Consider the following 19,397-nt stretch of genomic DNA (forward strand, 5'->3'; position numbering starts at 1 on the left):
TCAGGGCGCGGCTCTCGGCGATGCGGTGATCAGACGTACAGGTTCGCCTGCTCGAGGTCTTCGGCGAAGTCGACCTCGACGGCGTAGAGATCGGACACATCCATCGGCTCGAGCAGCAGGCCGTCTTCGGCGATCGCCAGTTCGAGGCCGCCCTCGAAGTACTCCTGGTCGTCGACGCGTGCAAGCTGGCGCATGAACGCCTTCTTGTACGTCGAGGAGATGTAGTTGATGCCGATGGCCTCGCCGAGCCCGCCCTTGACGCTCTTGGAGAGCTTGTCGATGAAGCCCTCGGCGGTGACGGTGTACTTGACCTCTTCGTCGCTCACCTTGGAGGTGTTCACGGCCACGAACGACTGGTCGCGCTCGATGAACTCGATCGCACGGCCGAGGATGCGCGGGTCGAACACCACGTCGCCGTTCATCCAGAGCACGCCGCCCTTGCCCGTGGCTCCGAGGGCACGCAGCAGGCTCTTGGACGTGTTGGTCTCGTCGTAGCGCTCGTTGTGCACGTAGTTGACGTGCGGGAAGGCTTCGATGATCGTCTCGGCGCGATACCCGACGACGGCGGTGACGCGGGCGTCGCTGCCGAACACGGCACGGATGTTCTCGTGCTGCTGCTGCATGATCGTGCGTCCGTCGTTGAGCTCGGTCAGCGGCTTCGGAAGGGCGCGGCCGAGGCGCGAGCCCATGCCCGCGGCGAGGATGACGGTCTGAAGAGTCACGAATACTCCTTAAAAAGAATCTGTGTTCACGGTCGGTTCACCGACCAGACACTTCTTCGTGCCGAGTTCATGTTAGCGATGCCCCCTGGGAACCCCCGGGACAGGCCGTCGCCGTTGCCATTTCGTGATCGAGTACACACCTGACGCACAGGTGCAGCGCGGTGCGGAATCAGGCGTTCACTGAATTGTTTCGCCGCACCCTCGGAAAGTCCAGTGCCATTGATACCGTAGGACGGTGACTGCTTCTCCAGATGATCGCGCCGATGGGCCAGACGACGTGACGGCGGCCCCCGTCGACGGCTCGGCGAAGAAGCCTCCGGCGAGATCGGCATCGCCGAAGACCAAGAGCACAGCGGCGCGGACGAAGACGGCGACCGCGAAGTCGAGCACCGCGAAGTCGACCAACACGAAATCTGCCGCGGCGAAGTCTGCCGCTGCGCCGGCCGGGAAGACGATGGCCGAGAAGGCCGCAGCGGTCAAGTCCGGCGAGGTCAAGGCCGCGGCGGCGAAGACAGCGGCTGCGCGCACCACCGCGGCGAAGACGGCCGCGGCGAAGTCCGCTGCCGCTCGTAGCGCGGCGGCCAGGACAGCGACCAAGACCGCCGCTGCGAAGGCTGCGGCGGCCAAGACGACGGCAGCGAAGTCGGCCGCAGCGAAGAGCGCTGCCGCGAAGGCAGCTGCGGCGAAGGCGGCCGAGGCGAAAGCCGCCGAGGCCGATGCGGCGGGATCCGGCCCGGCGACAGACGCAGACGAGCCGGCGCAGCAGAAGGCGGAGACGCCGGCCGCGACCGCACCCGCGGCACCTGCGCGCACGCCCGCCGCCAAGCGCCCGGCTCCGAAGAAGACGGCGCGGACGACGAAGCCCCGCGCGACGAGTGCTGCGACGCGACCCAAGCCCGTCGTCGCGGCGGACGCCGCAGCGCCGACGGCTGAGACGGTCGCGTCACCCGAGCCCGCGGCTCCGCGCCCCGCCGAGGACGCAGGCGCGGACGACGTACTCTTCGCCGACCTCCTCTCGTCCGAGCCGGCTCACGCCGATGCGGCAGCGGAGAGCGCGGACGCAACATCTTCGGTCACCGAGCCGGCTGTCGCGGAGTCGACGTCCCCGGAGCCCGAGGTCGTCGAGCCCGAGGTCGTCGAGCCCGAGGACGTCGAGCCCGAGGACGTCGAGCCCGAGGTCATCGAGCCCGAGGACGCCACGCCCGCAGCGGTCGCCGACACCCTCGCGGGCCCGGCATCCGCGGAGCACGCCGTCATCCTGCGCGACCTCGTCAAGGACTTCGGCGATCAGCGTGCGGTCAACGGCATCGACCTCACTGTTCCCGCCGGCTCCTTCTACGGAATCGTGGGGCCGAACGGGGCGGGTAAGACGACCACGCTGTCGATCCTCGCCGGCCTGCTCCGCGCGACATCCGGGCAGGTCGTCGTCTGCGGCATCGATCAGGCGGAGGACTCGCTCGGAGCCAAGCGCCTGATGGGCGTGCTGCCCGATCGTCTGCGCACCTTCGACCGACTCACCGGCCGCCAGCTGCTGCACTACTACGGTCTGCTTCGCGGACTGGCCTCCGACGTGATCGACAAGCGCACCGCGGATCTCGCCCGCGCGTTCGATCTCGCCGATGCCCTGAACCGCGTCGTCTCCGACTACTCGGCGGGTATGACGAAGAAGATCATGCTCGCGGGTGCCATGATCCACTCGCCACGGGTGCTCGTGCTCGACGAGCCGTTCGAGGCCGTCGATCCTGTGTCCTCCGCGGTCATCCTCGACATCCTCCGCGCGTATGTCGCGCACGGAGGCACGGTCATCCTGTCCAGTCACGGCATGGACCTCGTCGAGCGGGTCTGCTCGCGCGTCGCGATCATCGTCGGCGGTGATGTGCTGGCCGAGGGGACGATCGATGAGGTGCGTGCGGGGTCGACCCTCGAAGCGCGTTTCGTCGAGCTCTCCGGCGGCATCAGCGAGGTGGAGGGACTCGAGTGGTTGCACACGTTCTCCGACTGAGGCTGATGCTGATGCTCGGCGCTCTCCGGGGCGGACGAGCTGTGCGCACCCTGCTCGGGCTGGCCGCGGTGGTGATCGTGACGGTCGCCGTGTGCATCGCCGTACTGAGTCTCGCCGACGCGCCCCTCGCCGTCGCCCGTGCCGTGATCGTTCTGGGCGGCACCGCGGTTCTGCTCGGGTTCCTGATCGGCCCGATCCTCACAGGGACGGTCGATCAGCTCGATCCGCGCAGGTTCGGCGTCTTCGGCGTGGACGAACGGCAGATGCCGTGGATCCTCGCGCTCGCCTCGCTGGTCAGCGTGCCCTCGTTCGCGCTGCTCGCCGTCGGCGTGTGCATCGTGATCCTCGTCGTGCAGTCGGGAGCTCCCTGGATCGCGGCCGTGCTCTTCGCGCTGCTCGGAGTGCTCGCGTCCGCTCTCGCGTCCCGCATCGGCATGTCGTTGAGCGCACTCCTTCTGCCTGAGCGTCGTTCGCGCGAGCTCACCGCGCTGTTCGCCCTCGCGGTCGTGGTCGTGGCCTTCCCGGTGGCCGTGTTCCTCGCCTCGTTGGAATGGGACGGCGCAGTGCCCCGTCCGGTGGCGGTCGCGACGACGGTCGTCGGCTTCACGCCGTTCGCTGCGATCCCCGCCTTCCCGTTCGCGATCGCCGCCGGCGACACCGCAGGGGCGTGGATCAGCGGGATCGTCGCCGCGGCGACGGTGGTCGGCGCCTGGCTCACGTGGTCATGGGTCGTGCGCCGGCTGCTCACGACCACGGAGCGCCCGGTGGCATCGCGTGAACGGGCGGGCCTCGGCTGGTTCGCGCTTCTGCCCAGCAACGCGTTCGGTGCGATCGCCGCGCGGAGCCTGGTGTACTGGCTGCGCGATCGCCGCTACATCGTGAACATCATCGTCGTCCCCATCGCCGGGATTCTGACGGTCTTCCCGCTGCTCGTCGCGGGTGTGCCGCTGTACATCGCCGCGCTCGTGCCTGTTTCGGTCATGGCGCTGTTCTTCGGCTGGCTCCCGCACAACGATGTGGCGTACGACTCGACCGCACTGTGGACGCATGTCGCCAGCGGCGTGCGCGGTCTCCCTGATCGCCTGGGCCGCCTGGTCCCGATCGCGCTGGTGGCGATCCCCGTGCTCGCGATCGCCATACCCTTGACGCTCGCGCTCATCGAGAGCTGGTATCTGCTGCTTCCGATGATCGGGCTCGCATCGAGTCTCTTCCTCTCCGGTCTCGGCCTGTCCAGCATCTCCTCCGTCGTCTCCCCGTACGCGGTCTCGCGGCCCGGTGACAGCCCGTTCCAGCAGCCTCAACGATCGGCATCGCGCGGCTCCTTCGGCCCGGCTGCCGCGTTCATCGGCACGCTGATCGTCAGCGCTCCGACGCTGTGGCTGTTCATCATGACGATCATCACCGACGGCGTCTACAACCCGCTGACGTTCTGGGTCGGCCTGGCCACTGGCGCCTTGGTCCTCGCGCTCGGCACGTTCGCGGGTGGCCGGATCTACGACCGCGGCGGCGCACGCCTGATGGAGTTCGTCGAGACCGCCTGAGTGCACGATCTGCGCCCCGCGCAGGCCTGAGGACGGTTAGACTCACCGCTATGAGTACTCCGCTGGACAGCCCCGATCAGGGCGGCGTGGCAACGCTTGATCGCGAACTGGAAGAACTTCTCAACGAAGAGAACCTCGAGCCGGGCGACCACGAGCGCTTCTCGCATTACGTGAAGAAGGACAAGATCCTCGAGTCGGCGATCTCCGGGAAGCCGGTGCGTGCCCTGTGCGGCAAGAAATGGACTCCGGGTCGCGATCCGGAGAAGTTCCCGATCTGCCCCACGTGCAAGGAGATCTACGAGTCGATGGTCAACTGACCGCGCTCGAGAGCCCCGCCTCGGATTACTCCGCGTCGACGAACACCGTCGGGATCGCGGGGTCGGACTTGCTCAGCGCCAGTGCGCGCACCGGCATCTCCTCGCGCACGCGCATGTGATGCTCTCGAGCGGATGCCGTGCCCTCTGCCCCCTCGTAGCGCTCGTCGATGTCTCCGCGGTCGACGAGCATCACCTGCAGCGAACGGGAATCGGGGTGCTCGGCTCCGGTGCTGATGTCTTCGAATCCATCGGAGACCACCACGGTCTCGGCCACCGCGACGCCGTCGCGCAGGGTGCGGAACGCCGCCTTGCGCCCGCCCTTGGAGGCCTTGTCGGTGGACGCCTTCGCGACCCCGATCCACGATCCGGACGGATCCTGGCGGGCCACGAGCTTGTAGACCATCCCGGCCGTCGGATATCCGGAACCGGTCACCACCGAGGTTCCGACGCCGTATGAATCGACGGGAGATGCGGCGAGGGCGGCTATCGCGTACTCGTCGAGGTCGCTGGTCACCGTGATCCTGGTACCGGTGGCGCCGAGTTCGTCGAGCTGCGTGCGCACCGCTGCCGCGACCGTCGGGAGGTCACCGGAATCCAGGCGCACGCCGCCGAGCCCTGTTCCCGCGACGCGGATGGCGGTCTCGACCCCGGTGCGGATGTCGTAGGTGTCCACGAGCAGAGTGGTGTCGGTGCCGAGGCTCTCGATCTGCGCGCGAAAGGCGTCCTCCTCCGTATCGTGCAGGAGCGTCCATGAGTGCGCGGCAGTGCCCATGGTCGGAATGCCCCACTGCCGCCCCGCCTCGAGATTGCTCGTCGAGCTGAAACCGGCGATGAACGCCGCGCGGGCAGCCGCGACAGCCGACCGCTCCGCGGCTCTGCGCGAGCCCATCTCAGCCAACGGGCGCTCGCCGGCGGCCATGCTCATCCTCGAGGCGGCCGTCGCGACGGCCGAGTCGTGGTTGAGCACGCTCAGTGCGAGTGTCTCCAGCACGACGGCATCCGCGAAGGTGCCCTCCACAGTGAGGATGGGGGAGCCGGGGAAGTACAGCTCTCCCTCGCGGTAGCCGTGCACCGACCCCGTGAACCGGTAGTCCTCCAGATACTTCAGCGTCTCCGCATCCACGACGCCGCCGTCGTGCAGGAACCGCAGTTCATCCTCACCGAAGTGGAAGTCGCGCATGAGCGAGAGCAGGCGTCCGGTGCCGGCCACGACGCCGAAGCGTCGACCGCCGGAGAGCCGCCGCGAGAAGAGTTCGAAGACGCTCGGCCGCGCGGCTGTGCCGTCCCGCAGAGCTGCGCCGAGCATCGTGAGTTCGTATCGGTCTGTGAGCAGCGCCGTAGACGAGGTCATGCGCTCAGCTTAGTGAGCGCGGCGGGTAGGCGAGCGCGGCGGACACGGCGCCGCCCTGAGCGCGCAGTACGAGTCGAAGGGTAGGCTCGGTAGTCATGAATGACGCGCCGATCGGAATCTTCGACTCCGGTGTCGGCGGGCTCACGGTGGCTCGCGCGATCCGTGCCCAGCTGCCGCGGGAATCGTTCGTGTACATCGGTGACACCGCCCATTCGCCTTACGGCCCGAAGCCCATCGCCGACGTGCGCCGCTATTCGCTCGAGGTGCTCGACACGCTTGTCGATCAGGGCGTGAAGATGCTCGTGATCGCGTGCAACACGGCGTCCGCCGCGATGCTGCGCGACGCAAGGGAGCGTTACGACGTGCCGGTGATCGAAGTGATCGGGCCCGCGGTGCGCCGCGCGGTCTCGACGACGCGCAACAACCGCATCGGCGTCATCGGCACCGTGGGGACCATCGGATCGCGCGCCTACCAGGACATGCTCGAGGTCAATGAGCGGCTCTCCGTGTTCACGGCCGCGTGCCCCCGTTTCGTGGAGTTCGTGGAGGCCGGTATCACCGGCACCGCTGAGGTGCTCGCGGTGGCGGAGGAGTACCTCGCTCCGCTGCGTGACGCCGACGTCGACACTCTGGTGCTCGGCTGCACGCACTATCCGTTCCTGCGCGGCGCGATCGGCTACGTCATGGGCGACGGCGTGAGCCTCGTCTCCAGCGACGACGAGACGGCCGGCGACGTGTACCGTCAGCTCGTGCGCGGCGATCTGCTCGCACCGCCGGATGCCGTCGCCACCGCGGTGTACGAGGCCACCGGTGAGTCCACCGAGGAGTTCACCGCGCTCGCCAACCGGCTCATGGGCCGCGAGGTGCGCGACGTGCAGCACGTGCAGACCGGTGTGATCACGCTTCCCGACCTCTCCGAACTGGCTGAGGCCGGTATCTCCAACCCAGAAGGAACCTCATGACCGACATCGTCCGCGCCGACGGCCGTTCCACCGACCAGCTCCGCGAGATCACGATCGAGCGCGGCTGGAGCGCGAACGCCGAGGGCTCCGCGCTGATCAGCTTCGGCGGCACGAAGGTGCTGTGCACGGCATCCTTCACGAACGGGGTGCCGCGCTGGCTCACCGGCAAGGGCAAGGGGTGGGTGACCGCCGAATACGCGATGCTGCCGCGCGCGACGAACAGCCGCAACGATCGCGAGAGCGTCAAGGGCCGCATCGGAGGGCGCACCCATGAGATCTCCCGTCTCATCGGACGCGGGCGGCGCGCGGTCGTCGACACCAAGGCGCTCGGCGAGAACACGATCGTGATCGACTGCGACGTGCTGCAGGCCGACGGCGGCACCCGCACCGCCGCCATCACCGGGGCATACGTCGCTCTCGCCGACGCGATCGAGTGGGGACGCGAGAAGAAGTTCATCGGCAAGAACGCGAAGCCGCTGCTCGACTCCGTCTCGGCGATCTCGGTCGGGATCATCGACGGCACACCCATGCTCGATCTGCCATATGTCGAGGATGTGCGCGCTGAGACCGACATGAACATCGTCGTGACCGGTCGTGGACTGTTCGTCGAAGTGCAGGGCACGGCCGAGGGGGCGCCGTTCGACAAGCGCGAACTCGACGCTCTGCTCGAGCTCGGCCTTGCGGGCTGTGAGACGCTGAAGGGGCATCAGCTGAAGGCGCTGGCAGGCGAGTGACGATGAAGATCGTCCTCGCCACGCACAACCCGCACAAGGTCGCGGAGTTCCAGCAGATCCTCGCGATGACCAGGCCCGACCTGGAGGTCGTCGGCTACGACGGCCCCGAGCCGGTGGAGGACGGCGTGACGTTCGCCGAGAACGCCCTGCTCAAGGCTCGCGCCGCCGCTGCGCACACCGGCCTCGCGGCGATGGCCGATGATTCGGGCATCTGCGTCGATGTGCTCGGCGGGTCGCCCGGCATCTTCTCCGCGTACTGGGCCGGGCAGAAGAAGGACGCCGCGGCGAACCTCGAGCTGCTGCTCGATCAGCTCGCCGACATCGCCGATCCGCACCGTGCTGCGCAGTTCGTCTCGACCATCGCGCTCGTCATCCCCGACGGAGCCGAGCACACGGTCGCCGGTGTGTGGCCGGGACGTCTGGCACGTGAGGCATCGGGTTCCGGCGGCTTCGGCTACGACCCGATCTTCATTCCCGACGGGCAGGAGGCCCCGGAGCGGTCGGTCGGGGAGTTCTCCGACCAGGAGAAGCAGTCGCAGTCGCACAGGGCGCGTGCCTTCCAGGCACTCATCCCGCTGCTTCAGACGCTCTGAGCGCGACTGCCGCACGCCTCCGCAACTGAGAATCGTTACCCTTCCCGACTAGGCGGATAGGCGCTCTCCTACGCTGTTCCGGCCGTAGCCTGGATGCATGCACGATCACGCACACGGGACAGGGATCCGCGGTTTCAGCAACCGCCGGTTGCTGACGATCTCGCTGTGCCTGACCGCGACGGTGATGCTGGTGCAGGTCGTCGGCGCGATCCTCACCGGCTCGCTCGCCCTGCTGGCCGACGCGGCCCACATGTTCACGGATGCCTCGGCACTCGTGGTCGCGCTGATCGCGACGGCTGTCGCTGCGCGTCCGGCGGATGACCGGCGCACGTTCGGTTATCAGCGGGCCGAGGTGTTCGGCGCGCTGATCAACGCCATCATCCTCATCGTGCTGTCGGTGCTCGTCGGCATCGAAGGCGTGAAGCGTCTGCTGGAGCCGGCCGAGACCGAGGTGGCCGGTCCGCTCATGCTCATCGTCGCGGTGATCGGCCTGATCGCCAACGCGGTGGCGATGTGGCTGCTCAGCGCCGCGCAGAAGACGAGCATCAACGTGCGCGGCGCCTACCTCGAGGTTCTCGGCGACATGATCGGCTCGGCGGCCGTGATCGTCGCGGCGATCGTCATCGTCACGACCGGATGGATGCCGGCGGATGCGATCGCGTCGTTGCTGATCGCGGTCATGATCATCCCGCGCGCGATCGCGCTGCTGCGCGAGGTGTTCTCGGTTCTCGCCGAGTCGGCCCCGAAGAACACGCACGTCAGCGAGATCCGCGACCACCTGCTCGCCTTCGACGGTGTGCGCAGCGTGCACGATGTGCACGTGTGGCAGCTCACGCGCGGCGCACCCGTGTTCACTGCCCACGTCAAGGTCGATCCCGCGCTGCTCGCGACCGGACGCTCCGATCTGCTGCTCGAAGAGCTGCAGGGCTGCCTCACCGACCACTTCGATGTCGCGCACTCGACGTTCCAGATCGAATCCGCCGAAGCGGGGGAGTGCGAAGAGGCCCACGCCTGACGGGCGGATCAGGATTCGACGACGATCTCGTCCACGGACTTGTCCGGACGAAGCCCGCGCCAGCGGGCATGACGGAGGATGCCGTCCGGCGTCCAGTTCGCGAACTCGACCTCGCCGACCAGAATCGGGCGCACCCACAGCGCGTCACGCGCGTCCGGAGCCGGAACACCGGTGATCTCGGCGCTCTTCGTGCGAAGCGGCTCCAGCTGGGCTGCGAGATCACCGAGCATCCGCTCCGTGAAGCCGCTGCCGACCCGTCCGACGTAGCGCAGGGCTCTTGCCTCAGCATCCGGGATCCCGAGCAGCAGCGAGCCGATGCGGCCTTCGCGGTCGCCCTTACCCGGTCGGATGCCGGCGATCGCGACCTCCTGTGTGCGGGTGTGCTTGATCTTCAGCCACGAACCGGACCGGATGCCTGGTCGGTATGCGGATCCGGAGTCCTTCGCCACGACCCCCTCGAGATCGAATGCCGCGCTGGTCTCCAGCGCCGCATCCAGGTCGTCGAAGACCGGTGGCACGAGGATCGGCGCATCCACGCCGTCCACGAGCGTCTCCAGCAGGGCGCGCCGATCGCGCAGCGGCAGGCCGGTGAGGTCATGACCGTCGAGCCGGAGAAGGTCGAACGCGTGGTACCGGACGGGTGTGCGGACCACTTCTCGCTCGATCTCGCGCGCCTTCGTCAGATGCATGCGGCTCTGCAGTCTGCTGAAGCTCGGGCGGCCGGAGGCGTCGAGAGCGACGATCTCGCCGTCGATGACGGCATCCTCGACGGCGAGGTGGGGAGCGCCGTCAGCGGTGAGCTCGGGATATCGCGCCGTGATGTCGGTGCCGCTGCGCGCGTGCAGGCTCATCCGCCCTTCCGCCCAGGTGCCGATGGCACGAATGCCGTCCCATTTGATCTCGATCCATGGATCGCGCAACGAACGGACCAGCCCGACCGTCCCCGACTCGGCGAGCATCGGGCGCGGGGGAGCCCCGACGGGGGTCGTGTCGGACGGTGCATCGTCGACGGAAGGCGCACGGCGGCGCTTCGACGCGGCGGGGCGGCGCGCAGCATCCTTCTGCTCCTTCATGCGATGCAGCAGCCAGGACGATTTCTCGCCCGACCCGTCGGTGCGGATCAGGGCGAGTCGCGCACGGCCGAGCGGACCCGCACCGGTGAACGTGCCGATCACCTCGTCGTCGCGCCATTTCTCCAGCTCGACGGTGCCGGTGTCCCATATCGTCATCGTCCCCGCACCGTATTCGCCCTTCGGGATCTCGCCGTGGAAGGTCAAGTACTCCAGCGGATGCGGCTCCGTCATCACGGCGAGGTGGTTGCCTTCCGGCGTCTCGGGGACGCCCTTCGGCACCGCCCAGCTGACCAGGACCCCATCGCGTTCGATGCGCAGGTCGAAATGCGTGCGCCTGGCGTGATGCTCCTGGATCACGAAGCGGGGGAGCCCGCCGGCATCCGGTGCCGGAGGCGCCTGCGGCATGGGCTCCGGAGTCTTCTTCGCGTCGCGCTTCTCACGATACGGCTCGAGAAGATCTGAACTCGCTGCTGCGACCAGGCTCGCGAGAGGGTCGATCCCCTCGCGGACACGCTCCATGACCTCGTCGAAGCGCAGCTGGCGCAGGTCGGGGTCATCGAGTTCGTCCCAGGTGCGGGGAGCCGCCACCGTCGGGTGCGCGCGCCCGCGCAGTGAATACGGGGAGATGGTCGTCTTCTTGCCGTTGTTCTGGCTCCAGTCGAGGAACACCCTGCCACCGCGGACCGCTTTCGACATGGTGCTGGTGGCGATGTCGGGATGGTCGGCCTCGATGGCGCGGGCGAGTTCGCGGGCGATCGCCGAGGCCTGGTCGCTCGTCTGCGTGCCGTCCAGATGACTGTAGAGGTGGATGCCCTTGCTGCCGCTCGTCACGGGCAGCGGATCCAGGCCGATGTCGCGCAGGATGTCTCTGGCGAGCCCGGCGACGTGCGCGCACAGCGGAAGGTCGGCGCCGGGGCCGGGATCGAGGTCCAGCACGAGACGGTCGGGGCCCTGTCGTTCGCCCGATGCGCTGAACCGCCACTGCGGAACGTGCAGCTCGATGCTCGCGACCTGGGCCAGCCACACCAGCGTGGGCAGGTCATCCGCGATCGGATACTCCTTCGGGCCGCCGGAGTGCTCGATCGGCATCCGGTGCACCCAGCTCGGCGCCCCGGCATCCAACTGCTTCGCGAAGAACGCATCCGCCGGGGCATCCGCGGTTCCGACGCCCTCCACCCAGCGCTTCCTCGTGATCGGCCGCCCGGCCAGGAGCGGAAGCATCCGAGGGGCGACCGCGGTGTAATAGGCGATCATCTCGCCCTTGGTGGTCCCCGTCTCCGGGTAGAGCACTTTGTCGAGGTTGGTCAGGCGCACACGACGTCCGTCGACTTCGACGACCTGCCCGCCTGTTGCCATGACGAAAGAGTAACCGCAACCCTCTGGCATTCGACTGCTCCCGCGGTGTGTACTGGTCTCATGAGGTCGATCTGGAAGGGAGCCCTGACGTTCGGGCTCGTGAATGTGCCGGTGAAGGTGTACTCCGCTACCGAGGACCACGATGTCTCCCTGCACCAGGTGCACGATGAGGACGGCGGGCGCATCCGGTACAAGCGCACGTGCGAGGTGTGCGGTGAGGTCGTCGCCTATCAGAACATCGACAGGGCCTACGAGGACGACGGCCAGATGGTCGTCCTCACCAAGGAGGACCTCGACGCGCTGCCTGCCGAGCGCAGCCGTGAGATCGATGTGGTCGAGTTCGTGCCGAGCGAGCAGGTCGATCTGCTCACGCTCGACAAGGCGTACTACCTGGAACCGGATTCCAAGTCGCCCAAGGCGTACGTGCTGCTGCGAAAGACCCTCGAGCAGACCGACAGGACGGCGATCGTGCGCTTCACGCTTCGTCAGAAGACGCGGCTCGCCGCACTGCGGGTGCGCGGGGATGTGCTCGTGCTGCAGACGCTGCTGTGGGCCGACGAGGTGCGCGCGGCCGAGTTCGCGTCACTCGACGAGGACGTGAAGATCTCGAAGAAGGAGCTCGAGCTCTCATCGAGCCTCGTCGACAGCTACTCCAGTGACTTCGATCCCGAGTCGTTCGTCGACGAGTATCAGAAGGAGCTTCGCACCCTGATCGACGCGAAGATCGAGGCGGGCGAGACCTTCGACGTCAAGGAGACCTTCGCCGAGGAGGGCGAGGACGAGAAGGGCGGTGAGGTCATCGACCTCATGGAGGCTCTCAAGGCGAGTGTCGAGCGCTCACGGGCGAAGAAGAAGGATGCCGGGTGAGCGCCGTTCGCTGAGAGTCAGTGCTTGCCGTCGCCGTCCAGGTCGGGAGCGCGGTCGAAGACCTCAGGGTCGAGCGTGAGATGCTCGGCCTCAGCCGCGTCGACCGTCGCGTCGCCGCCGGCGGCGAGTTCCTTCTTGACCTTGTAGCGCTCCGAGAAGTAGTGCCACAGCGTGATCACCGCAGTGCCGCCGACGGCGACGAGCAGGATGATGTCGATGTACTCGGTGACGAGGTGCGCGATCCACGGGATGTAGGCGATGAGGTAGCCGAGCATCGTCAGACCGAAGCCCCACAGGAGGGCGCCGATGAGGTTGTAGAGGCTGTATTTGCGCCACGGCATATGCCCCACGCCCGCTGCGACGGGTGCGAAGGTGCGCACGATCGGCACGAATCGGGCGAGGATCACGGTCAGTCCGCCGTAGCGCTCGAAGAACGCATTCGTCCGCTCGACGTTCTTGCGGCTGAAGAGTCCGGACTCCTTGCGCTCGAACACGGCGGGGCCGCCCTTGTGGCCGATGAGATACCCGACCTCACCGCCGACGAACGCGGCGAGGGCGATCAGCAGCGCGACGAACCAGATGTTCAGACCGAACACGTTGTTCGTGTGGGTGAGAAGCCCGGCGATCACGAGCAGGGTGTCGCCCGGAAGCAGGAAACCGACCAGAAGACCGGTCTCCGCGAACACGATGAAGCAGACCACCAGCAGTGCCCAGGGCCCGGCCGCGCCGATGATGAGCTCAGGGTCGAGCCAGGGGATGAGGGCGATCTGATGCATGGTGTCCCATCGAGCAGGTCGTGCGGCGGTCAATCGATACGTGCTGTGCGGAAGGTGGGACTTGAACCCACACGCCCTGGGGCACAGGAACCTAAATCCTGCGTGTCTACCAATTTCACCACTCCCGCGCTGTGCTTTCAGTCTAGGGGCGCACTTCGGTGCGGAAAAGGCGGGTGAACCCTCGCATCGGATGAGGGGAACCCCGAAATGGCACCGTCGGAAATGATTGACACATTCAACAATTGATGCTGGAATCTGCTTAACCCGAAATTCAGCCCTGGTTCAGTGATGAGCAATAGGCCACAGTTTCTAGATCGACAGTACATAGAAGTGCCGTATGACGGATTCGGATCCGCCGTGACCGACGACAGAAAGAGCCCGATGATGCGCAAGACCCCCTACCTCGTGTCCTTGGCGGTCCTCAGCCTCGCCTTGGCCGGCTGCGGCGGAAGCCCCAACGCTCGCCCGGCCGATGACACAGCCGAGACGCCGACCGAACTGGTCTTCGCCGTCGTGCCCACAGATGACAGCAAGGCACTCGAGGCGTCGTTCGAGCCTCTGGTGGCCGCGATCGAGGAGGGCACCGGCATCACCACCCGCATCGAGGCGGTCAGCAGCAACGCCGGCGTCATCGAGGCCCAGGCCGCCGAACGCGTCGACATCGCCGTGTACGGCGCATTCTCGTACTACCTGGCCAAGGATGTCGCCGACGTCACTCCGGTCGCGATGGATCAGCTCACCCCGGAACCGGGCTCGGGGGCCGTGAACTCACTCGGGGTCGTCGCCGCGGGATCCGACATCACCTCGATCGAGGATGTCGCCGGCCGCACCGTGTGCTTCACGGATCCGGCATCGACGACCGGCTACCTCGCGGCAGCGGCGGGACTGCTCGATGCGGGCATCGATCCCGAATCGGACATCACGCCCGTGTTCGCGGGCAAGCACGATGTGGCGGTCACGCAGATGCTCGCCGGCGACTGCGAGGTCGCCTTCGTGGCCAGCACCTTCGTCACCGACATCCTGCCCGCGCGGGGCCTGATCGCTGAAGGGGACACCGAGACGGTGTGGACGTCACCGGACATCCCCGGCACGCCGCTGGTCATCGGAGACTGGCTGAGCGCGGAGCTGAAGCAGAAGATCGTCGACGCGGTCCTCGAGCACGACGCGGTCACGGCAGCCGAGGCAGGTCTGTGCGACGACGCCCAGCGCGAGGCTCCCGCACCGTGGGGCGACGAGTACGTCGGCACCATGGCGTGCGAGTGGGGCGGCACCGGTGCATTCGCGTTCGAACCGGCGACCGACGGGGATTACGACACCATTCGCGACATCTGCGAATCCACTCAGGCAGAAGTCTGCCGCCAGGACTGACCGAAGGTGCAAGCGAGCATGCTCACGATTGAATCCGAGAAGCAGATGACGAGAACAGACACCGCCGCCCGCAGCCTGGTCATACGCGACCTCGACAAGAGCTTCGGCGCCAAGTCGGTGCTGCGGGGCATCGATCTGGAGGTCTCGCCGGGGCAGTTCGTCGCCCTGGTGGGTCCGTCGGGGGCGGGCAAGTCGACGCTGCTGCGCCTGATCAACGGCAGTCATCGACCGACGGGCGGATCCGTTGAGGTGCTCGGGATCGACCCGGCGACGTGCAGTCGCCGTGAACTGCAGCGACTCCGCGCCCGCGTCGGCTTCGTCTTCCAGCAGTTCGGTCTCGTCGGGCGCCTCTCGGCGGTCGAGAACGTGCTGATGGGTTCACTGGGGGCGCTGCGGATGCCGCGCTACGGAGTGGCGAGCTATCCACGGGCGCTGCGCGAGCGCGCGACCGTGCAGCTCGAGCGCGTCGGACTCGTCGATCAGCGCTTCCAACGCTGCGACACGCTCTCTGGGGGCCAGCAGCAGCGCGTGGCGATCGCTCGCAGCCTGCTGCAGGACGCGGAGATCGTCCTCGCGGACGAGCCGGTCGCCTCGCTCGATCCGACCGCGAGCGTGTCGGTGCTGGCTATGTTGCGCAGGCTCAGTGCCGAGGACGGGTTCACCGTGATCTGCTCGCTCCACCAGGTCGACCTCGCTCTGCAGGTGAGTGATCGGATCGTCGCCGTGCGCGACGGCGGGATCGTCCTCGACGCCGCGACGAGCGACACGACCGAGGACCAGCTCAGGGCGGTCTATCGCACCGCCGAGGCGTCCGGCGCATGACGCAGACACTCGAGGATCCTCCCCGCGTCGGACGGCGGGCGGGCGACGACACGCGCCCGGTCCGGCGTGCGACCACGTGGGCGATCCCGCTCGCCTACCTCGCAGTCACCGCGTTCGGTGTGTGGTGGATCGACATCCGCCCGGAGGCGCTCGCCGCCGGATTCGGCGACATCGCCCGGCTGCTCGAACGGATGCTGCCACCAGAGACCGGCAGCGTTCCCAGCCTGCTCTCCAGTGCGCTCGAGACGCTGTGGATCGCGATCGCGGGCACCGGCATCGCCGCGCTGCTGTCCGTTTTCCTCGCGGCCGCCGCGGCGAGCACGTTCACCGGTCCGCGCGTCGTGCGATGGATCGCACAGCTCATCATCGTCGTGACGCGAGCTGTGCCCTCTCTCGTGTTCGCGCTCATCTTCGTGAGGATCTTCGGGCTCGGACCGCTCGCCGGCGGCATGGCCATCGCAGTGCACTCGGTCGGGATGATCGGCAAGATGATGGCCGATGTGTTCGAGGAGCAGGATCCGTCGCCGAAGGACGCCGTCGCCGCCGTGGGGGCGGGACGACTTCAGAACTTCGTCGCGACGACCTTCAGCCGCGCCCTGCCGGCGATGACGTCGCTCGTGCTGTACCGACTGGACATCAACATCCGCGCGTCCGCTGTGCTCGGCGTCGTGGGTGCCGGCGGCATAGGTGTCGCGCTGCAGACCGCCATCGGATCCTTGAACTATCCCCGCGCGGCAGGCATCATCCTCGTCATCATCGGGATGCTGCTCGTGCTCGAGGTCGTGTCGTACGCCGTTCAACGCGCGGTGGCCGAGCATGCCGACACCGGCACGGCGACCGAGCTCTACGGACGCAGAACCGATCCGGTCGTCACCGGTTGGAGCCGCGGGCGCACACTGCGTACCGCCGGTGCGTTCGTCGCCGTCGCGCTGTTCGCGTTCTCGCTCATGCAGCTGGGCTTCAATCCCGCGCGACTCGGGCGAGCGGGGGAGAACGCTCTCGCGCTGCTCTCCGGGTTCGTGCCGCCCATCATCACGGTGGACGTCCTCGGCGGCGTGTTCGAGAGCGTCATCATGGCCCTCACCGCCACCACCTTCGGGGTGGTGCTCGGCCTCGTCATCGCAGTGCTCTCGACGAACCTGGTCATCCGGTTCGCGCCACTGTCGCTGCTTCTGCGGGGAATCATCGTGCTCGTTCGAGGCGTTCCCGACATCATCTATGCGCTCGTGTTCGTGGCCGCGCTGGGGCTGGGGCCGTTCGCAGGGTTCCTCGCCTTGGCGATCTCGTGCACGGCCCTTGCGGCCAAGTTCTTCACGGACGCGCTGCAGAAGGTCGATCCGGCGCCGCTTCGCGCGCTCGAGGCCACCGGGGCGAATCGGCTGCAGGTGTTCGTCAGCGGCGTGTGGCCGCAGTTCGTGCCGAGCTTCATCGGGAACAGCCTGTTCACGTCCGACCTCGCGCTGCGCGAGTCCGCAGTGCTGGGCATCGTCGGGGCGGCGGTATCGGCTTCCTCCTCGACGAATCGGTCGCATCCCTGGACTATCAGACGACGGCGGGCATCCTCATCTGCCTGGTGGCTGTGGTCGTGGCCCTCGAGTCCGTCGCGCGCTGGGCGCGGAAGAAGGTGATCTGACGTGGCGACATGTCCATTCGGGTACGGTTCCGACGACACCGTCGCTGCGAAGCCGGATGCTCGAACGCGCGAGGAGCGCGGCTCGGAGTGGGCGCCGGCTCTGGAGGAGGAGTTCGGCAGCGCGCACGCCGACTATGCGGCGCTGCGCGCCGGCAACGCGTTCCCGTGGAGTGAGGAGTTCGGAGGGTTCTGGGCTGCCACCACGTACGACGACGTCGTGCGCATCGCCCAGGACGACGAGCTGTTCATCACGTCAGTGCAGAACGTCGTGCCGCACGTCCCGCGGAGCTCGCGGCGCCCACCGCTGCACTTCGACCCGCCGGAGCACACCGCGTATCGGGACGCGATCGATCCGGTGCTGCGCCGCAGCGTCGTGAGAGCGCACGAGGCGGCGTTCCGCACGAGCGCAGAGGATCTCGTCGCGAAGATGCTGCGCAGCAGCGCCCCCGATGCGGTCAGCGACTTCGCGGCCCCGTACGTCATGGACTGCTTCGCCGCGTTCCTGAGCGTCCCCGCACCACTGACGCGACGCATCCGCGAGGTGGGCGTGCGCTACTCCTTCGCGATCCAGGACATGGATGACGCCGTCATCGCGGAATGCAGTGCGCAGCTCTACGAGATCGCCGAAGGCGTCTACGATGACAGGCTGTCGCAGCATCCGGATCCTGACCTCGATCTCGTCGCGAGCCTCGACGCGGCCGCGCAGGATCCGGCGAACCACATCACGAGAAAGACCGCCGTCGCCACGGTGAGGCAGATGATCGTCGCGGGGATGGGGGCACCGCAGGCGGCACTCGGCAGCTGCCTTGTGCACCTCGCGCAGGATCAGGACCTGCAGCGGCATCTACGGCGGCACCCCGACGACCTTCCTGCCGCCATAGAGGAGTTCCTGCGCCTGCACGCCCCGTACCGGGTGTTCGCGCGCACCGCGGTGCGCGACACGACGATGCGTGGGCGCCTCGTGCGCGAGGGGGAGCCGATCGCGTTGTTGTTCCCGTCGGCGAACAGGGACGCGGAGGTGTTCGACGCTCCGGACGACTTCATCCTCCGCCGCCCTGGCAACTCCCATCTCGCGTTCGGCCGTGGCGCCCACAGATGTCCGGCGGCGACCATGGGGCGACTGGAACTCCTCGTGGCGCTGCAGACGATCCTCGAGCGCACCGAAGGATTCGAGCTCGCCGGTGAGGTGACGATGATGAACTGGCTCGAATACGGACCGCGTTGCGCACCGCTGACGCTGCACCCGATCCGCTGAACCGGTGCGGAGTGGACACGTGACAGAATCGCCCCATGCCGTCGCCTTCCGAGACAGTTCTGCCGCGCTCTCAGCGCGGTGCGCACTCTCAGCAGCTGCTGTCGGTGCTGCTCGGCGACTACTGGTTCGCGCGGGCCGAACCTCTGCCTTCTGCAGCGCTCGTGGATCTTCTCGGGCTCTTCGATGTGAGTGCGGCCGGTGCGAGGGGCGCGATCCAGAGACTCGCCCAGCGGGGATTCCTCGTGGGCGCCAGGTCCGGACGCCACACGGAGTACGCCGTGGCGCCCATGACGCGCGAGATCATCGACTCGCATGTGCGGGTGCTCTTCCTGAGCCACCGCATACCGGAGTGGGACGGAACCTGGACGGTCGTGGCGTACTCAGTACCGGAGGACGCCGCTGGGACGCGACGTGCGCTGCGCGATCGGCTCCGGCTCTTGCGTTTCGCCCCGCTGTACGACGCCCTGTGGCTTCGACCGGGAGACGCGTCCGAGCCGATCGCCGGAATGCTGTCGAGCATGCCTGTCGAGCTCGGCCCCGAGCAGGTGACGGTGTTCACCTCCGCACGTCTTCCCCGGGGGACCGATCGGGAGGCGATCGTGGGAGCGTTCCAGCTCCAGGAGCGCGCCGCGGGTTATCGGCGGTTCCTCGATCGCTGGGCGCCCGTCGCCCGACGCCTCGAGAGCGATGGTCCGACGGTCGTGCTGGACGCGATGTCGGACTCTGCGGAGCGTCCGGCCGACGAGGCCCTCCGTATCCGGACGTCGATCATGGCGGATTGGCGGATGCTGCGTCGCAGCGACCCGCAACTGCCTGACGAACTGCTCGGGGCGGACTATCCGCTGCATCGCGCCGTCGCGGTGTGCGCAACCGTCTACGATGCACTCGGCCCCGCGGCCGAGTCGGCAGTCCGGCGCCTCCTTCGGCCGTACCGAGACGATCTCGCCGGACACGTCACCCACCACACTTTCGCAGCAGCGACGTCGCTGCTGACAGAGGGCTGAACCCTC

General features: G+C 67.7%; 17 protein-coding genes and 1 tRNA gene. 13 read left to right on the forward strand and 5 right to left on the reverse strand.

Features of this window, described 5'->3' with window-relative positions; genetic code table 11:
• Positions 1-29: 29 nt before the first annotated feature.
• Positions 30-722 (reverse strand): phosphocholine cytidylyltransferase family protein, encoded by a 693-nt coding sequence (locus tag ACNPNP_RS19495; RefSeq protein WP_448967686.1) that lies wholly within the window; start codon positions 720-722, stop codon positions 30-32.
• Positions 723-957: 235 nt separating this feature from the next.
• Here ACNPNP_RS19495 and ACNPNP_RS19500 point away from each other — a divergent pair, with 235 nt between their 5' ends.
• Genes ACNPNP_RS19500 through ACNPNP_RS19510 form a run of 3 tightly spaced genes read left to right on the forward strand, consistent with a single transcriptional unit; the run spans position 958 to position 4,582 of the window.
• A complete protein-coding gene (locus ACNPNP_RS19500) occupies positions 958-2,724 on the forward strand; it encodes an ABC transporter ATP-binding protein (RefSeq protein ID WP_448967687.1) in 1,767 nt (588 codons plus the stop codon).
• Between the two features lie 11 nt (positions 2,725-2,735).
• Entirely contained in the window at positions 2,736-4,265 is a 1,530-nt protein-coding gene (locus ACNPNP_RS19505; RefSeq protein WP_448967688.1) for a hypothetical protein, read from the forward strand.
• 50 nt (positions 4,266-4,315) lie between these two features.
• Positions 4,316-4,582 carry a DUF3039 domain-containing protein gene (locus ACNPNP_RS19510; RefSeq protein ID WP_033106861.1) on the forward strand — a complete coding sequence of 89 codons (267 nt, stop codon included), beginning with the start codon at positions 4,316-4,318 and terminating at the stop codon, positions 4,580-4,582.
• A 25-nt stretch (positions 4,583-4,607) separates the two neighbouring features.
• Here ACNPNP_RS19510 and ACNPNP_RS19515 read toward each other — a convergent pair whose 3' ends face one another.
• The gene (locus ACNPNP_RS19515) at positions 4,608-5,933 is read right to left on the reverse strand and encodes a nicotinate phosphoribosyltransferase (protein WP_448967689.1); all 1,326 of its coding nucleotides are present in this window, start codon (positions 5,931-5,933) and stop codon (positions 4,608-4,610) included.
• Between the two features lie 95 nt (positions 5,934-6,028).
• On the opposite strand from ACNPNP_RS19515, the gene murI reads away from it, so the two are divergent.
• The 4 genes from murI (at position 6,029) to ACNPNP_RS19535 (ending at position 9,237) form a co-directional block, all read left to right on the forward strand.
• Positions 6,029-6,895 (forward strand): glutamate racemase, encoded by an 867-nt coding sequence (gene murI / locus ACNPNP_RS19520; protein ID WP_448967690.1) that lies wholly within the window; start codon positions 6,029-6,031, stop codon positions 6,893-6,895.
• Complete coding sequence (rph, locus tag ACNPNP_RS19525) at positions 6,892-7,629, forward strand: ribonuclease PH (RefSeq protein ID WP_448967691.1); 738 nt, start codon at positions 6,892-6,894, stop codon at positions 7,627-7,629. The genes murI and rph overlap by 4 nt, the downstream gene beginning before the upstream one ends.
• Before the next feature lie 2 nt (positions 7,630-7,631).
• Positions 7,632-8,222, forward strand: coding sequence for an RdgB/HAM1 family non-canonical purine NTP pyrophosphatase (gene rdgB / locus ACNPNP_RS19530; RefSeq protein ID WP_448967692.1), 591 nt, complete (start codon positions 7,632-7,634; stop codon positions 8,220-8,222).
• A 97-nt stretch (positions 8,223-8,319) separates the two neighbouring features.
• Positions 8,320-9,237 (forward strand): cation diffusion facilitator family transporter, encoded by a 918-nt coding sequence (locus tag ACNPNP_RS19535; protein WP_448967693.1) that lies wholly within the window; start codon positions 8,320-8,322, stop codon positions 9,235-9,237.
• Positions 9,238-9,245: 8 nt separating this feature from the next.
• Here ACNPNP_RS19535 and ACNPNP_RS19540 read toward each other — a convergent pair whose 3' ends face one another.
• A complete protein-coding gene (locus ACNPNP_RS19540) occupies positions 9,246-11,666 on the reverse strand; it encodes an ATP-dependent DNA ligase (RefSeq protein WP_448967694.1) in 2,421 nt (806 codons plus the stop codon).
• Positions 11,667-11,726: 60 nt separating this feature from the next.
• Here ACNPNP_RS19540 and ku point away from each other — a divergent pair, with 60 nt between their 5' ends.
• The gene (gene ku, locus ACNPNP_RS19545; RefSeq protein WP_448967695.1) at positions 11,727-12,533 is read left to right on the forward strand and encodes a non-homologous end joining protein Ku; all 807 of its coding nucleotides are present in this window, start codon (positions 11,727-11,729) and stop codon (positions 12,531-12,533) included.
• A gap of 17 nt (positions 12,534-12,550) precedes the next feature.
• Here the strand turns inward: ku and ACNPNP_RS19550 are convergent, their stop codons facing one another.
• Positions 12,551-13,309, reverse strand: a complete 759-nt coding sequence (locus ACNPNP_RS19550; RefSeq protein ID WP_448967696.1) for a DedA family protein — start codon at positions 13,307-13,309, stop codon at positions 12,551-12,553.
• A 46-nt stretch (positions 13,310-13,355) separates the two neighbouring features.
• Positions 13,356-13,437: transfer RNA gene (locus ACNPNP_RS19555), tRNA-Leu, on the reverse strand.
• A gap of 229 nt (positions 13,438-13,666) precedes the next feature.
• Between ACNPNP_RS19555 and phnD the strand changes: the two genes are divergently transcribed.
• The 5 genes from phnD to ACNPNP_RS19580 are packed head-to-tail and all read left to right on the forward strand — an operon-like array spanning position 13,667 to position 19,391.
• On the forward strand, positions 13,667-14,677 hold the full coding sequence (gene phnD / locus ACNPNP_RS19560) for a phosphate/phosphite/phosphonate ABC transporter substrate-binding protein (protein ID WP_448967697.1): 1,011 nt from the start codon (positions 13,667-13,669) through the stop codon (positions 14,675-14,677).
• 18 nt (positions 14,678-14,695) lie between these two features.
• Entirely contained in the window at positions 14,696-15,499 is an 804-nt protein-coding gene (phnC, locus tag ACNPNP_RS19565) for a phosphonate ABC transporter ATP-binding protein (RefSeq protein WP_448967698.1), read from the forward strand.
• A complete protein-coding gene (phnE, locus tag ACNPNP_RS19570) occupies positions 15,496-17,127 on the forward strand; it encodes a phosphonate ABC transporter, permease protein PhnE (protein WP_448967699.1) in 1,632 nt (543 codons plus the stop codon). Before phnC ends, phnE begins: the two co-directional genes overlap by 4 nt.
• Before the next feature lie 6 nt (positions 17,128-17,133).
• Positions 17,134-18,387, forward strand: a complete 1,254-nt coding sequence (locus ACNPNP_RS19575; RefSeq protein ID WP_448967700.1) for a cytochrome P450 — start codon at positions 17,134-17,136, stop codon at positions 18,385-18,387.
• Positions 18,388-18,422: 35 nt separating this feature from the next.
• The gene (locus ACNPNP_RS19580; protein ID WP_448967701.1) at positions 18,423-19,391 is read left to right on the forward strand and encodes a PaaX family transcriptional regulator; all 969 of its coding nucleotides are present in this window, start codon (positions 18,423-18,425) and stop codon (positions 19,389-19,391) included.
• Positions 19,392-19,397 lie beyond the last annotated feature (6 nt).

It is taken from the genome of Microbacterium xerophyticum, from assembly GCF_053543555.1.